This is a genomic window from Kitasatospora sp. NPDC059747 (genome assembly GCF_042732955.1).
Taxonomy (GTDB): Bacteria; Actinomycetota; Actinomycetes; order Streptomycetales; family Streptomycetaceae; genus Kitasatospora.
Genome location: NZ_JBHWGV010000046.1, coordinates 31,548 through 46,566, shown reverse-complemented (window position 1 = coordinate 46,566; position 15,019 = coordinate 31,548). Strand labels below are relative to the sequence as shown.

14 protein-coding genes are annotated in these 15,019 nt (G+C 72.6%); 6 read left to right on the top strand and 8 right to left on the bottom strand.

Annotated elements, in window-relative coordinates; translation table 11 throughout:
* Nucleotides 1-392: 392 nt before the first annotated feature.
* Entirely contained in the window at nt 393-1,253 is an 861-nt protein-coding gene (locus ACFV4G_RS21145; protein WP_380442594.1) for a BTAD domain-containing putative transcriptional regulator, read from the bottom strand.
* Between the two features lie 229 nt (nt 1,254-1,482).
* The gene (locus ACFV4G_RS21140; protein WP_380442544.1) at nt 1,483-2,199 is read right to left on the bottom strand and encodes a ScbR family autoregulator-binding transcription factor; all 717 of its coding nucleotides are present in this window, start codon (nt 2,197-2,199) and stop codon (nt 1,483-1,485) included.
* Nucleotides 2,200-2,660: 461 nt separating this feature from the next.
* Here ACFV4G_RS21140 and ACFV4G_RS21135 point away from each other — a divergent pair, with 461 nt between their 5' ends.
* Together ACFV4G_RS21135 and ACFV4G_RS21130 are read left to right on the top strand one after the other, a co-directional pair.
* Nucleotides 2,661-3,869: a ScbA/BarX family gamma-butyrolactone biosynthesis protein gene (locus tag ACFV4G_RS21135; protein WP_380442542.1), complete on the top strand. Its 1,209-nt coding sequence runs from the start codon at nt 2,661-2,663 to the stop codon at nt 3,867-3,869.
* A gap of 149 nt (nt 3,870-4,018) precedes the next feature.
* The gene (locus tag ACFV4G_RS21130; protein ID WP_380442540.1) at nt 4,019-4,498 is read left to right on the top strand and encodes a DUF5959 family protein; all 480 of its coding nucleotides are present in this window, start codon (nt 4,019-4,021) and stop codon (nt 4,496-4,498) included.
* Between the two features lie 25 nt (nt 4,499-4,523).
* Here ACFV4G_RS21130 and ACFV4G_RS21125 read toward each other — a convergent pair whose 3' ends face one another.
* Complete coding sequence (locus ACFV4G_RS21125; protein ID WP_380442592.1) at nt 4,524-5,930, bottom strand: MFS transporter; 1,407 nt, start codon at nt 5,928-5,930, stop codon at nt 4,524-4,526.
* A 320-nt stretch (nt 5,931-6,250) separates the two neighbouring features.
* Here ACFV4G_RS21125 and ACFV4G_RS21120 point away from each other — a divergent pair, with 320 nt between their 5' ends.
* The gene (locus ACFV4G_RS21120) at nt 6,251-6,652 is read left to right on the top strand and encodes a hypothetical protein (RefSeq protein WP_380442538.1); all 402 of its coding nucleotides are present in this window, start codon (nt 6,251-6,253) and stop codon (nt 6,650-6,652) included.
* A 152-nt stretch (nt 6,653-6,804) separates the two neighbouring features.
* On the top strand, nt 6,805-7,461 hold the full coding sequence (locus ACFV4G_RS21115; protein WP_380442536.1) for a transcriptional regulator: 657 nt from the start codon (nt 6,805-6,807) through the stop codon (nt 7,459-7,461).
* A gap of 15 nt (nt 7,462-7,476) precedes the next feature.
* Here the strand turns inward: ACFV4G_RS21115 and ACFV4G_RS21110 are convergent, their stop codons facing one another.
* Genes ACFV4G_RS21110 through ACFV4G_RS21100 form a run of 3 tightly spaced genes read right to left on the bottom strand, consistent with a single transcriptional unit; the run spans nt 7,477 to nt 10,285 of the window.
* The gene (locus tag ACFV4G_RS21110) at nt 7,477-8,475 is read right to left on the bottom strand and encodes an aminotransferase class I/II-fold pyridoxal phosphate-dependent enzyme (RefSeq protein WP_380442534.1); all 999 of its coding nucleotides are present in this window, start codon (nt 8,473-8,475) and stop codon (nt 7,477-7,479) included.
* On the bottom strand, nt 8,472-9,812 hold the full coding sequence (locus ACFV4G_RS21105; protein ID WP_380442532.1) for a radical SAM protein: 1,341 nt from the start codon (nt 9,810-9,812) through the stop codon (nt 8,472-8,474). The genes ACFV4G_RS21110 and ACFV4G_RS21105 overlap by 4 nt, the downstream gene beginning before the upstream one ends.
* A 26-nt stretch (nt 9,813-9,838) precedes the next feature.
* Entirely contained in the window at nt 9,839-10,285 is a 447-nt protein-coding gene (locus ACFV4G_RS21100; protein WP_380442530.1) for a hypothetical protein, read from the bottom strand.
* Between the two features lie 105 nt (nt 10,286-10,390).
* Between ACFV4G_RS21100 and ACFV4G_RS21095 the strand changes: the two genes are divergently transcribed.
* Nucleotides 10,391-11,416, top strand: coding sequence for an HD domain-containing protein (locus ACFV4G_RS21095; protein ID WP_380442528.1), 1,026 nt, complete (start codon nt 10,391-10,393; stop codon nt 11,414-11,416).
* Nucleotides 11,417-11,605: 189 nt separating this feature from the next.
* Nucleotides 11,606-12,598 carry a hypothetical protein gene (locus ACFV4G_RS21090; RefSeq protein ID WP_380442526.1) on the top strand — a complete coding sequence of 331 codons (993 nt, stop codon included), beginning with the start codon at nt 11,606-11,608 and terminating at the stop codon, nt 12,596-12,598.
* A gap of 114 nt (nt 12,599-12,712) precedes the next feature.
* Here ACFV4G_RS21090 and ACFV4G_RS21085 read toward each other — a convergent pair whose 3' ends face one another.
* Nucleotides 12,713-13,807, bottom strand: a complete 1,095-nt coding sequence (locus ACFV4G_RS21085; RefSeq protein ID WP_380442524.1) for a hypothetical protein — start codon at nt 13,805-13,807, stop codon at nt 12,713-12,715.
* Between the two features lie 47 nt (nt 13,808-13,854).
* Nucleotides 13,855-14,964, bottom strand: coding sequence for a hypothetical protein (locus tag ACFV4G_RS21080; protein ID WP_380442522.1), 1,110 nt, complete (start codon nt 14,962-14,964; stop codon nt 13,855-13,857).
* Nucleotides 14,965-15,019: the final 55 nt, after the last annotated feature.

Sequence of the window (15,019 nt, the reverse complement as noted above, 5' to 3'; positions counted from 1 at the left end):
CCGTCCGCGAGGACGATTCGCACGTAGCCCCCCCCGGCGCCCCCCCGCCCCCGCCCACCCCGCCGCGCGCGCGCGGGGGCCGCCCCGGGCGCCGCCTCGGGGGCGGGCCGCGCGCCTCGACCCGGCGGCGGCGGACGCTCCCGGGCCGCCCCGCCCGTCACCGGCGAAACCGGACGCGATGTCGGAATCGGGCGTCGAAGTGGCCCGGGATGCCCCGGGGGCGTAGCGGGTCGGGGCGGAACGGGACGTCAAGGCGTCCGTGGCATCAGCGGTGTCGGTGGCGTCGGTGGCGTCGGTCACGAGCACGGGAGTTTACGGGTGCGCCGTTCGCGCCCACCAGCGGGTTTGGCGCCGGTCGGTTCCGCGCCCGCAGCGAAGGCTCCGGAGCCCGATCACCCGATCCGGCTGAGCCGCGCCCGCGTCGCCGGATCGCCCCCGACGGACGGGACCGCGGCCGGGCGGTCCGCCTCGACCCGCTCCGGCCCGGCGAGCAGGATCGTGCGCTGCAGCCGCCGCAGACCGGCCGAGGGCTCCATGCCCAGCTCCCGCACCAGGGTGTTCCGCAGCCGCTGGTACGCCTCCAGCGCCTCGCCGCGCCGCCCGGAGCGGTGCAGGGCGAGCATGTACTGGCCGTGCAGGCTCTCGTGGGTGCGGTAGCGGTCGACCAGGACTGTCAGTTCGGCGAGCAGGACGCGGTGGCGGCCGAGCCGCAGGTCGGCCTCGATGCGCTGGTCCAGGGCGCAGAGCCGGGTCTCCTCCAGGCGTTTGGCCTCGACGGCGAGCTGGCCGCCGAGCGGGACGTCCGCGAGGGCCGGGCCGCGCCACAGGGCGAGGGCGTCGGCCAACTGCCGGGCCCCGAGCGCGTGGTCGCCGCCGTCCATGGCGCGGTAGCCGAGGCCGGCCAGGCGCTCGAATTCGTGGAGGTCGACGGTGCCGCCGCCGGTGTTGAGCATGTAGCCGCCGGGCGACGTCACCAGGACGTCCTTCGCGCACGTGGCGGCGCACGGCTCGTCGGCCTGGGCGAGCGCCTTGTCGATCAGGTCGCGCAGTTGCAGCACGTAGGTCTGGACGGTCGTGCGCGCGCTGCGCGGCGGGCGGCCGGACCACAACTCCTCGGCGAGGACGCCCGCCGGGACGACCTGGTCGGCCCGTAAGGCCAGCAGCGCGAGCACCTGCCGCGGTTTGGGCGCGGAGGGCACCACCGACTCCCCGCACACCCGGACCCCCAAAGCCCCCAGCACCCGGATCTCCACGATGACCACCCCACATCCAGACGCGTCGGCGGCCCCGACGGCCACCGGTCGGCCGAGTACCCGTCAGCCGGACGGCAGGGCACCCACCACCATCCAAAAACAGGGCGGACGGTTTGTCAATGGAAAACCGACCAAGCTGTTTGTTTTATGCCGAACAATTCGCCACCCGAAGCTCGACGGAGACCGACAGGGAGCGACGGGGACCGACCGAGCCCGACGGGCGGAGGCCTCAGCCGGCGTCCGCGCCGCCCACGGTGTCCGTCTCCTCCGGCGCTCCTGACGTCGAATCGGCCGCATCCGCACCGGCCGCCGCCCGCGCCGCCACCTCGGCCGCCACCCTGGCGCCGCGGTCGGGCGCGAGGTCGAGCGTGGCCAGCACGCCGGGCATCGCGATGCTCGGCATGACGAGCCGGTAGAGCCCGGACACCCGGCGCTCCAAGTCCGCCCGCCCGGTGAGCTTCTGGGACTGGATCTGCACGCCGGTCCACGCTCCGGTCAGCAGCCAGGCGGTCTCGGCCGGCACCACGTGCGGCAGCAGTTCGCCCTGCTCCTTCGCCGCCACGAGCACCTCCTCCAGCCGGCTGATCCAGCCCTGGAAGGCGCCGCCACGGAGATCGCCGAAGACGTCCTGGCCCAGCGAGAGCCGCGCGCCGGCGCTCAGGAGCGCATCCCGCGGCATCAGGTGCGCCACCACCATCCCGGTGTCGACGAACTCCTGGAGCTTGCAGCTCCGTTCGGGCAGCGGCCCTTGGACGAACTGCTCCTCCACGACGCCGAGCGCGAGGTCGCGCTTCGAGGCGAAGTGGAAGTACAGCGCCCCGCGCGTCACGCCCGCGCGCGCGACCACCTCGCCGATGGTCGCACCCTCGTAGCCGAACTCGTCGAAGACCGTCGCCGCGGCCTCCAGGATCGACCGCCGGGTCTGGACCGCCCTCTCCTGCCGCACCAACGCCACCACCCCTGAACCGTTCGGAGAACCAAACCAAACACCCTGTATCTTAGCCGTACAGGAACGGGCCGGTCCCCCTCCCCGGCGGTGTCTCGTCCGCTCGGGAACGCGGTGAAAACCGTGTGGACGGTACGGGTCGGACAGGCGACGCACGATTCGCCCGCGATCGGCCGGTACGGAACGCCGCCTCCCACTTCCCGCCGCCGTCCCGCCGGCCAAAGCGTGGTCAAATCACGCCCAAGTGTTCTTCCACCGTCGAATTGACCGCAGGTCAGGCACCCGTCCGCAAGCGCCGACGGCCTCCCGGACCCCTCGGTACGCACCCGGAGCGACGAGATCGCAACGCTCGGTCGCCGACGAACCGTGGTCCGGACTCCTTGAAAACCAAACCGGAAGGTACGTATCTTACGAGCCCTGAGCAGCCCTACCCGCCCGCCACGGCCCTTCGGAGCGCTCCCGTGACCCAGCTTGCCTATCGTGCCCCCGCGCCCTCGCGCGCCGCCACCGGCCTTCCCCGCGGCCTCTCCACCGGGCTCTTCGCCGGCTTCTCCGACGACCTTCCGGACGACCTCTCCACCGGCATCCCCGGTTTCGGGCCCGCGCATGCCGACTCCGCCGCCGGGCTCGCCGACCGCCCGATCGGTGCGAAGCCCCGACTGACCACCACCGTCCCCAAGGAGTACGTCCACCGCGCCTGTCACGCCGAGGTCTTCCTGACCGGCAGTGAGCAGTCGAGCGACACCACGTTCACCGTCACCGCGCAGTGGCCGCGCGCCCACACCTTCTTCAGTACGCCGGACGGCACCGGGCACGACCCGATGCAGGCCGCCGAGACGATCCGCCAGACCGGGCTCTACCTCGCCCACACCCGCTTCGGCGTGCCGCTCGACCACCGGTTCATGATGTGGAACCTCGACTGCACCACCCACCCCCGGCGACTCACCATCGGCGGCACGCCCACCGACCTCACCATCGAGGCCAGACTCGAGCCGCAGCCCAGAACCCGCACGACGATCGACTTCACCCTGACCATCACCATGCGCCGAGGCCCCCACGTCGCCGCGACCGGCCTCACCCGCTTCACCACCGTTTCCGACGCGACCTACCGTCGCCTGCGCGGCGCCTGCCGCAACCCCGACACAAACCGCGCGGACGGCACTAACGGCACCGACCACACCGACGGGCCCGGCGGCCCCGACGGCCCCGACGGCCCCGACGGCCCCGACGGCCCCGACGGCACGAGCACGTCCGAGCGGCTCGTCCCCGCACAAGCCCCGGCCGGGCCGCCACTGCCGCCCGCCCGGGTCGGCCGACTGCGCCCCGCCGACGTCGTGCTCACCCCGTCCGACGAGCCCGACACCTGGCACCTCACGCCCGACCCGTGGCACCCGATCCTCTTCGACCACGCCATCGACCACATCCCCGGCATGGTCCTGCTGGAGGCCGCCCGCCAGGCCGCCAACGCCCTCACCTCCCCGGTCACGATCGCGCCGACCACCATGACCACCACCTACCACCGCTACGCCGAGCACGACGCGCCGACCACCGTCACCGCGTGCCTCACCCGCGCCGAGGACCCCGACGCACTCACCACCGTCGTGACCGGCCACCAGTACGGCGCCCCGATCTTCACCACGGTCATCACCGGCCGCCCGGAACACGGGTGAGGCTCGGGCGAGCCACGGCCCGTCCGGCCCATCCGCCGGGCGGGACGTCCACATCGTGACAACGACCGGTCCCACCACCGGGATTGGCATCGGGCGAACACCTACGCGAGGATGAGCACCCTTTGGAAGGCTGTCACCGGGAGTGCACGATGAGTGAAGTCGCTTCGCAGCAGAACGAGTTGATCAGACTCGCCGACCGCCCGGGCGGCGCCGGGAAGAGCCTGCGGGTCCTCGTCCTCGGCCGGCGCGCCCCGGTCACGCCGCTCGGACACGGCCGGCTGGACTGCGAGATCGTCGCCACCGCCGAGGCGCTGACCGCCCGGTTCGCGACGGTCCTGACGGAACAACACCTCATCGACTGGGAAGCCGCCCTGGAGCGGCTCTCCCGCCGGGAGGCGGTCCGCTGGCTGGACGAGGAGCACGGGCCGGAGCTGCGGGTCGAGCCCGGCCGGCCCGGCGGGGTCTGGGTCACCGTCTCCGACGCCGAGGACTCCGGCGTGACCCTGCGCTTCATCCTCTCCCTCGCCCCCGGCTGGCTGGAGGAGCAGCACGCCCTCCTGAAGATCCTCCGGGAGGGCTACCCCATCGAGGCCGTCGTGCACTCCCCCGACGACAACGATGCGCAGTAGGAGAGCAACTCCCGTTTTCTCTTCCTCAGTTGTGCGTGCCCGACGCAAGCCGGCGCAGCGAGCGGTCGGGCAGGACGAGCGCGAGCAGGAGGGCGGCACCGCCGAGCATGAACAGTGCGAGGTGGTGCAGCCCCGCAGTGGTGGCGCCGTGGGGGAAGAACGCGGCATTGGCCGCGGAGGCCGCCATCGCGCCGAGGTACGTGAACGTGCGCAGCAGGCCCGCCGCGGAGCCGATCCGGGCCGGGTCGGCCTGGTGGTAGAGGGCGGCCTGGTTGGCCAGGCCGATGAGCCCCTGCGGGATCCCGGCGAGTATCCCGACGGCGGCCAGCAGCCAGATTCCGCTCCCGGTTCCGACCGACAACATCGCTGAACACGCGGCGAGTTGGAGGAAGGAGCCGACGACCAGCTTGCCGCGGACGGCCGTGCTGCGGCCGGTGGCGGCGGAGACGGCGAGGGCGGCGCCGGAGAGCGGCAGCAGGACCAGTCCGGCGGCCGAGGGCGTGAGCCGGCGGCCTTCCTCCAGCCACTGGGTGTAGCCGTAGAGGAAGGCGTAGGAGGCGGTGTAGCCGAGGAGTTGGCGCAGGTAGGTGACGATCAGCGGGCGGTTCCCGGCGAGCGTCCGCAGGTCGATGAAGGGGTCGCGGACACGCAACTCCCGTGCGGCGAAGGCGCAGGCGGTGGCGACGGCGGCCGCCGACAGGTACCAGTGGGCGGCCTGCGGCTTCATGAGGAAGAGCATCAGGGCGACGAGCATGGCGGCGAAGAGCGCGATCCCGGTGCCGTCCAGGCGGGCGGAGGTGCGCCGCGCGCGGGCCGGCCGCCTCGGCAGGCGGGCCGCGCCGAGTACCAGGCAGGCCAGCGACAGCGGCACGTTGACGGCGAAGACGGCCCGCCAGCCGCCGGCGCCGATCAGCAGCCCGCCGAGGGTGGGGCCGATGACGGCGACCGTCTGGTTGGCGACGGCCAGCGCGGTGAGCACGCCCGCCGGGCTGTCCCGCCCGGTCCGCGCGGCCTCGCTGCGGGTGAGGTGCATCGCGGCGGGATAGGCGGCCGACGTGCCGAGGCCCAGCAGCACGCGGGCGGCGATCAGCAGCCCGAGCGAGGGGGCGAGCGCGCCCAGCAGGCCCGCGACGCCGACCAGTGCCGTCCCGGCGAGGTAGAGGCGACGGGGCCCGTGGGTGTCGACCAGTCTCCCGATCACGGGCTGGCCGACGGCGGTCGCGAGGTAGAGCGCGGAGACGAGCCAGGCCGTCTCCGCGGGCGGGGCTCCGAAGGCGGTGCCGATGGGCACCAGGGCGACGGCGATCATCGAGGAGTTGACCGGGTTCAGCACCGAGCCGAGGACCATCGGGGCGATCAGCCGCCGATCGAACTCCCCCTCCCGGACCGGCTGTTGTCCACCGCGGGGTAGCGACCGGATCCGGGCGAGCAGGGCCGGCGCCTCCGGCACGGTGGCGCGCTCGGCGGACTCGCCGACGTCGGCAGGTATCTCGTTCACTCCGTCCACGGTAGGTTCATCAGCCTTGACTGTCCAGCTTTGCTGTACAGTTTTCCTGCGCAGTTTTGCTGCACAGTTTTGCTGCACAGTTTGCCCACCGGAACCGTCCGCCCCCGGGTAACCGTCCCCAACCCCCTCGACCTCACCCGCTCCGGCACGACGGGCGACGCCCGATCCGCCACCCTCGCCGGCCGGAAGGACGACGGAACCGCCGCAGCCCGTTTCGGCGTTGGTGAGGACGGGAGGGAATCGACATGACAAGGAAGCCGTACCGGATCACGATCGCCGCGGTCGCACTGCTCGCCGCCGCCCCGCTGTTCACCGCGTGCAAGAACGCCGACCAGGCGCTCGACTGCGGGAAGCGGGCCATCAGCGTCACCGGCGACGTCCAGGACCTGGCCGACTCGGCGGTCAACGTCGGGCAGATCACCGACGACAGCAAGCGGCAGCACACGCTCGACGCCCTGAAGAAGATCAGGGACGACGTCAAGAAGGTCCGCGAGAGCGGCAGCGACGGCAAGCTCGACAAGGCCACCGACAAGCTGTCCAAGACCATCGACGACGCCCAGAAGGCCGTCAACGACGGCAAGCAGCCCGACGTCGGCGCCATCGTGAGCGCCGCCGCCGACGTCACGACGGCCTGCGGCTCGTCCTGACGACCCGCGCCGACGAACACGCCGGGTGCGGCGGCAGCCCGCCGCCCACCCGGCCTGTCGCCGCACCCGGCCCCCGGCGAGGCGGTAGGAAGGGACACCGGGGCCGCACCGCCCAGCGCCCCACCCGCAGCGCCCGTCCACGGAGGCACCAGGTGAACCACCCGATCCTCGCCCAGATCCAGCGACTGCGCGCCGAACTGGCGCCCGGCGACACCGCCCCCGCCCTCGTCACGGCCCTCGCCGACGGCCGGGCCCCGCTCACCACCCTCGCCGAACTCGCCGCCCAGCAGCACCGGATCATCACCTCCGACCGGCGCAGCCTGCTCCTCCTCGCCACCCGGTGCGCCGACCGCCCGGCGGGCGCCTGGTTCGCCACCCTGGCCGACGGCGAGAGCGCCGCGCTCCGCACCCTCCCCGCCCTCGCCTCGGCCTGCGGCCTCGACCCCGACGGACTCGCGCACCACCCGCCCCTCGCCGGCTGCCAGGCCTACCCCGCGTACCTCGCCTGGCTCGCCCTCAACGCGCAGCCGCCCGCGGCGGCCGTCGCCCTCGTCGCGAACTTCGCGGCCTGGGGCGGCTATTGCGCCACGATCGCCGAGGCCCTGCGCCGCCACTACGGCTTCCCGGACGAGGCCTGCGCGTTCTTCGACTTCTTCGCCCAGCCCGCGACCGCCCTCGAAGAACAGGCCGCCGAATCCCTCGGCCCGCACCCCCTCGACGACCACACCCTCGCGGCGGCCCGCGAACACGCCCTCCTGCTCCAGGCCTACGAACACCTCTTCTGGAACACGCTGGCCACGCCCTCCTAGCGCTACGGCCCAGCGCTACGGGCCGAAGGCGCCCACGAGGCTGGTCAGGACCGAACCGGACCAGTCACTCTGCCCGAACACCCCGGCCGGCAGGGCGAGCACGCCGTACTCGCGCCGGAGCGTCTCCGCCGGGATCCCGACCGGGAAGAAGTAGTTGCCGGGAGACGTCCGGCTCGCCGCGGGAATCGCCCCGAGGACGTCGGCCGGCAGCCGCGCGAACAACCGCTCGGCCCGTGCGGTCAGTTCGTCGGCGACCTGCCGGGGCACGTCGCCGTGCTCGGTCAGCAGGCGCTCGGCGAGGCTCAGTTGATCCGGTGTCGGCGGGTCCGCCCGGAACGCCTCGGCCAGTTCGGGCTGCTCCGGACCCAGCAGGACCACGCCGAACGTGCGCGGCCACAGCCAGCCCTTGGTCACCGAATGCAGCAGGACCGCACGGCCGGTCTCCAGCAGTCGCCGCGTGCCGGCCGCGAACGGGGCTCCCAGGTCGTAGACGGCGTCGATCAGCAGACGGCGGTGCGGCGACTCCCGCAGCCACGAGATCACCGCGCCGCACTCGCTGTCGGTCAGGTACCGGCCGAGCGGCTTGCTGGGGTTGGCGAGCAGCAGGTACTCGGGCCGGTCGTCCGCCGGCGACCCCGGCAGGGCCGGTGCCGGAAGCGTCGGGTAGGACCCTGGCTCCAGCCCTGCGGCGCGGGCCAGCTCGAAGTACACCGGGTACACGTCGCCGGGCAGCCACAACCGCGCCCGCTCGGCGCGCAGCCGCGCGAACACCACCCCGAGGCCGTGCCGGACCCCGCGGGAGACCATGGCCCGGCGGGACCACTCCTCCGGCAGCCCGTACCGCCGCAGCCAGGCACGGGCGAGATCGCACCGGTACACCGTGTGCGGCTCGGCCGGCGGCTCCGGTCGCAGTGCCGCGAGCGCCCGGTACACATTGGTCTCGGCCGCGTCCAGCAGCGAGGGATCGGCGCCGAGTTGCCGCTGCCGGAACTCCTGGAACTCGTCGAACCTCATGCGGGTGCTCCCTCCCGCACGATCTCGCTCGCCCGGTCCTCCAGGGAGACGTAGCAGCGTCCGTCCGCCAGGACGTTCCAGCTCCGCGCGGTCCCGGTGGTGCGTTCCCAGAGCAGGCTGGGCTCGGTGTACGCGGCGATCCGCATGGGCCGGCCCTCCCAGGTACCGTCGTAGACCGGCGCGCCCCAGGGCAGCCGGCTCGACAGCGCAAAGCCGTGCTGCTCGGCGAACCGGGTGACGACGGACAGCGAGACCTGGTGCTGCCGGCTCCAGACGTTGGCCGCGCGCTCGAAGTAGAGGGACTCGGTACTGGTGGAGACGTAGAGCTCCTTGAAGCACACCTCGTCGACGCCGAGGTCCGCGGCCCACGAGAGGTAGTCGGCGACGCCGCTCGCGTCGGCCACACCGCCGTGTTGCAACACGCAGATCAGCCGCATCCGCAGCCCCGGCCAGCGCTCGCGCTCCGCACGCCAGGTCTCGACGACGGAGCCCACCGGCGTGCGCAGCGACATCAGCCGCTCGCTGACGGCGTCGTCCTGGTGGTGCCGGGAGACGGCCAGCACGCTCAGGCCCGCCGAGCTCAGGGCGGCCAGCCGGTCGGCGCGATCGGCGTGCTCGCCCTGCGCCAGGTTGTGCGCGTTGGTGATCAGGACGACCTTCGGGAAAGCCGCCGAACAGGCCGACACCAGCCGAAGCTGCTGGTCGAACGGCAGCAACGTGGGCTCGCCGCCCCCGGTGATCACCGCGCGCTCGGCACCCGCCGCGCGGGCGCGCTCCAGCCAGGAGGTGACGGTGTCCCACGGCACCCGGGCCGGTGCCTGGTCGCTGGAGATCGAGGCCGCGGAGAAGCAGAACGAGCACCGGGCCTGGCAGGCGGAGGCGACCGGCAGGACCGAGACCGAGCGCGGCCGCAGCTCGGCGTAGGGTCTGCGGGCCGCCTCCTGCAGGTGCAGGGAGGCCGCCATCGCGTCCTCGACGGTCGTCGGGCGCAGGGTGACCTCGTCGTCCGCGTGGTCGAGCTCGTGGACGGCCGACAGCCGGATGCTCGCCTCGTGCAGCTCCATGCCGAGGCCGGTCCTCGTGTTGGGCACCAGCGCGTCGGGATCCACCGAAGTCTCCAGCACCAGCAGCCGGTCGCCCGGAACGGCCAGCCGCTCCAGCAGGCGCCGCGCCTTGCCGACGCCGATGCCCAGCTCCGCCCGGGTCAGCAGGTGGAACCGGTCCGGGTAGGTGCTCTCCGGGATCCCCGCCTTGCCGTAGGCGAACGCGTACTTGTCGAAGCCCCTCGCGAAGTTCGACAGCACGATGACGTGGAAGCGCTGGTCGCTGGATATCATCCCGTCATCATGCATGACCGGACCTCTCAGTCCGATTCCTCCTTCTGCAGGTGCAGGACGAGGAACAGCGCGAGGACCAGGTCGTCCGACAACGGTCCGTACCCGTCCGGCAGCTGCACCCAGCGCGGGCGCGCGCCGAGCCGGTCGTAGTCGAGCCTCATCGGACCCACCGCGCGCACGCGGTTTCCCATGTGGTCGGCTTCGAGGTCGTACGGGCCGATCCGGTGGAGCCGGTTGCCCATCCGGTCGTACTCGAGCGTCCAGCCCCCCGCGGTGCGCAGCCGGTTCCCCATCCGGTCGTACGTGAGCTCCACGTGCCCGACCCCCGCCAGCCGGTTCCCGAGCCGGTCGTAGCGGAGCTCCCAGGCCCCGAGCGTCCGCGGCTTCGCCCCGAACCGCCGGTACCCGAGCTCCCGGTCCCCGATCGCCGTCAACAGACCGCCCATGCGGCTGTACACCAACTCCACCTGCATGCCGTTCCCCCCGAGACGCCCCACTGCAGACCCGACACGCTCCTCCGGGTCTTCTCCACCATTATGGAGTGGTGCGGGCGGGCGAGCGGTTCCTAGAGTTGCCCGATGCCTGCTCACATGGACCAGACCGCACCGGCCGCGCCGACCAACGTCGTGGGGGCGGCCCCGGTGTTCACCGATCCGCTCTGGCGGGTTCCCGTCGAACTCAGGCCCGTGGAAGTCGAGTTGCTTCGGAGCGAGCCACTGCGGCGGCTGCACTTCGTCGTGCACGGCGGAGCCTCGACGATCAGTACGCTGCAGTCGTACTCCAGGCTTGAGCACACCCTCGGGGTGCTCGCGCTGGTCGTGCGCTTCCGGCCCCGGGACGAGCTCCTGCGGGTCGCGGCGCTGTTGCACGACATCGGGCACCTGCCGTTGAGCCACACATTCGAAGGCCTCGGCGGGCTCGATCACCATGCGATCGGCTCGCAGTTGCTACGGGCCGAGCCGATCCGGGGTGTGCTGGAGAAGCACGGGGTCGATGCCGACGCCGTCGTCTCCCTGCTCGACGGGAATCCGCTCACGCCGCTGACCGGGCGCTCGGGGCTGCTGAACCTCGACCACCTCGACTCCTACGCGCGCAGCGGTCGTGCCGCCGGGCGGCTCGACGTCGATCCGGCCGCGCTGCTGGGGCGGCTCGGGCTGGCGGACTCGGCGGTGTCGGCCGGCCGCGAGGACGCTGCCGCGCTCGTCGGGCTGGTCGCCGCGGAGGCGCGGCTCCACACCTCGTGGGACAACGTGGGGCCGGTCTCGGTGGTCCGACGGCTGGCGGGCCGGCTGCTCGACGACACCGGGCTCGACCCGGCCCGGCTCGCCCGGATGACCGACCACCGGTTCTGGTCCGCACTCGACGCCTGCGCCGCCACCCGGACGGAGAGCAGCAGGATCCGGTACGAGCCGCACCGACTGAAGGTCACGATCGGGCACGCCCCCGACGACGACGGCACCGGGTGGGACTTCTCCCTTCGCAAGATCTACAGCTCCGCACCGCTGGTGGACGGCGAGCGGATCGAGACCGCCGCCCCCGAACTCGCGGAGGAACTGGACTCCCTGCGCCTGCTGCCCACCGACTTCCACGTCCGGTGGAGCTGAGCGCCAGGGAGCCCCGCTAGCGCAGGAAGTCGGCCGGGCCGACTTCCTGCGCACAGAGGGGCGGACACGGCAAGCGGCCGATGCCCTGGGCGCCATGCCGAAGTAGGCCCGGGTCCCTTGGCGGGCAGTCAACGACGCCCGCCTGGTCGCGTTCGTCTCGTGATGCCGGCCCGGCGATACTGGTCCGCCATGACGAGCGATGAGTACTCGGCCGGTCCGGCGTTGCGCCGAGTTCTGGCCGAGGCAGGCGGACCGGAACTGCTGGACCTGCTGGCCAAGGGGCTGACCGGGTCGGATCTGACCACGCTGCTCCTGGAAGTCTTCCGGCGCCGCGCCGATCGGCTCACCCCGGCCGAGGTGATGCGGCGCTACCGCACCGACCGGTTCGTGATCCCGGCCCCGACAGGGTTCGCGCAATTGCGACGAGCCGAGGACTTCCTGCTCTCGGCGCTGCCGGATGACTTCGAGATGCTCGCCTTGGCTCCACTCGTCCCCCTGGCTGCGCATGCGGCGGTCGCGACCGTCGACCCGCGCAAGGTCGTCGCCACCATTCGCGGCAGCGAGGTCGCAGCCGACCCGACCAATGCCCTGGCCCTGGAGGCAGCCCGGCGGAGGTCCGAGGCCCTGGCCGTCGATCCCCGCTCAGCCGTGCCGGTCCGGGTGGCCGCCAGCCAACGAGTCGTGCGTGCCCAGCGCTTCGACGCGCCCGGCATGCTCGCCCACTTCCAACTGTTCGCCCTGGTGACCGCCGGCCGGGACACCGGCAGCCGGGCCTTCGAGCAACAGCACCTGGTCGAGCACCTGCGCTTCGCCGTCCGGGCGATGGCACGCGCTGGAGTGGACAAGACCGAGATCCGGATCACCTGCTTCGACGAGTCCGCCACTTCGATCCTGGACCGCGCACGTACAGAGCTGGCCGGAACACCGGGCCTCGACATCGTCGACGATCCCAACCGGGCGACCGGACGCGGTTACTACACCGACCTGTGCTACAAGGTCTACGCAACCATCCACGGTCAGCACCTGGAGATCGCGGACGGCGGGTTCGTCGACTGGGCCCAGCGCCTCACCGGAAGCCGCAAGGAACGTCTCCTGATCAGCGGATTCGGCGTCGACCGACTCGCCACGACGCTGACGCCACCCATCGACGCCGACCCATCGGTTCCGCGCCGGACCAGCTAACCCGCAGATCCACAGGTTCGCACCCGGAGCACCCGGAAGGGGGAAGGGGGACGGCTGAGGTCGTCATGGCGTGCTGAGCCCCGGGCGCGCCGCGCACCGGGGCTCAGCCGATTCTCAGTCCCCGTGTCCGGACCGGGTGCTCAGGCAGAGGGCCCAGGCGTCGGTGTAGGTGTTCGGCGAGGGGGAGCCCCCGACGTGGACGGTGGCCGACCAGTGGTCGGGGTCGTCCGTGCCGTCCTCGGCCGGGGTGGCGTCGGCGTCGCTCGGGTAGCTGCCGACGAGGTGGGTGCCGCCGGAGCCGGCCTTCGAGAAGTCGGTCGTCGTCACGTGGCCGCCGCTGGCCGCGGCGCCCCCGCTCACGAGGCTCCAGTGGCTGTGGCGCTCGTCGGCGTCGTCGGAACAGCCGACCGTCGCCGTGCCGGAGGTGCCCGCCACGGTCGGGCCAGCCACCTCGGTGAAGCCGACCTTCGTCGTCAGGTTCTTGACCTTGACGTGGTCCCCGGTGCAGATCGCGTACGCGAACGTGGTGTTGCCGCTGTCGCGTCCGCCGCCGATGCCGCCGACGGCCGTCCACGAGTCGGGGTTGGTCTCCCCGTCGGCCGCCGCCTTCTTGCCGAAGTCGTGGGCGGCGTCGGCGAAGGTGGGGAAGCTCGCGATCGGCTTGAGGCTGCCGACGCTCGCGGGGGTGGTGCGGGCGCCGCCGCCGATCAGCCGGGTGCCGGTCGGGCAGGTGGCGGTGACGAGGCGCGAGTCCTGCGAGAGCGAGGGCCCGGCGACCTTGTTCATGACGACCTGGGTGTGCCGGATCCGGTTGCTGTCCAGGCACATCGCGTACGGCGTGCTGGAGAACGCGGGGCTGTAGTTGCTGCCACTGCCGCCGAAGGCGAGCCAGTGGGTGACGTCCTGCCCGACCACCCCGGGCGTGCCGGTGAACTCGCTCAGGTCGTCCGCGCCGGGCGCGATGCCCATCACGTGGTTGCCGTTGCCGGCCCGGTCGTCGCCGGTGGTCTGGGTGATCCCGCCGCCGGAGACGAGCCCGTCCTCGCAGTCGGCGTGGGCCGAGACGCCGGTGAAGGGCGTCGCCGGTCCGATGGTGGCACCGGGGTTGGCCACGGTGACGCTCGCGGAGTCGGCGTGCGCGACGTTCGGCGCGACGAGGGCGAGCAGGGCGCCGGGGACGGCCGCCTTGGCCAGAAGAGAGGGTCTCATTGTCAGTGCCTTCCGGTGGTTCAGGTGCTTCAGGTGCTTCAGGGGGTTCAGACGCCGTCGTTGGCGCACAGGGCCCAGACGTCGGAGTGGGTGGTCGTCGAGCCCGTGCCGCCGGTGTGCGTGAACGCCGTCCAGGACACGGCCGTGGTGGTGCCGTCGGAGACCGGGTTGCCGCTGGAGTCGCTCGGGTAGCTGCCGTTGAGGTGGTCGCCGGCCGAGCCGGGGCCGGTGAAGTCGGTGGTGGTGACGGAGCCGCCGCTGACGGCCGCGCCGCCGGAGATCAGGTTGCCGTCGCCGCTGCCGCAGGTGGCGGTGGTGTTCTGGCCGGTGCCGCCGGTGTTGGGGCCGGTCGCCTCGGTGAAGCGGACCTTGACGGTGACGCCGCTGACGTTGATCCCGCTGCCGCTGCAAATGGCGTACGCGTACGTCTCGTTGCCGCTGTTGGTGCTGTTGTCCCAGCCGACGGCGCTCCACGCGTTGGGGTTGGTGTCCCCGTCGGCGGCGGCCTTCTGGCCGTAGTCGTGGGCGGCGTCGTTGAAGGTCGGGAAGCTCGCGATCGCCTTCAGGTTGCCGGTGTTGTTCGGGGTGACGAGTGCGCCGCCGCCCAGCAGGGCCGTGCCGGACGGGCAACTCGCCGTCACCAGGCCGACGGTGGCCGCGCTGGTGGGCGTGTTGGCCTTGTTCATCACCACCTGGGTGTGGTTGATGAGCGTGCTGGTCAGGCACAGCGCGTACGGGGTGGTGGAGAAGCCGGCGTTGACCTGGCCGCCGCTGCCGCCCTTGGCGATCCAGTACGTCACGTCGGTGCCGACGACGCCGGTGGTGCCGGTGTACTCGGTGCTGCCGTCGGAGCTGGGCTCGGTGCCGAGGACGTGGTTGCCGTTCGACCCGGCGCCGGTCCCGTTGGTCTGGTCGATCCCGCCGCTGGAGACGAGGCCGCTGGTGCAGTGGGCGCTGGTCGAGATGGACGAGTCGATCGTGGTGGGCCCGCTGGTGGCGCCGGGCGTCTTCACGGTGACGGCGACGCTGTTGGCGGCGGCCGTGCTCGGCGCCGCGAGGACGAGCAGCGCGCCGACGACCAGCGCCGATCCGGCGGAGGTGAGGCGGCGGGTCGGGGCAACGTCCTTGGTGCGGCGGAAGATCGGGCGTGAAGCCATGAGGGTTCCTCCAGGGTCGGGTGGCACGAGGGCGGACCGATTGAAGCAACGGCCC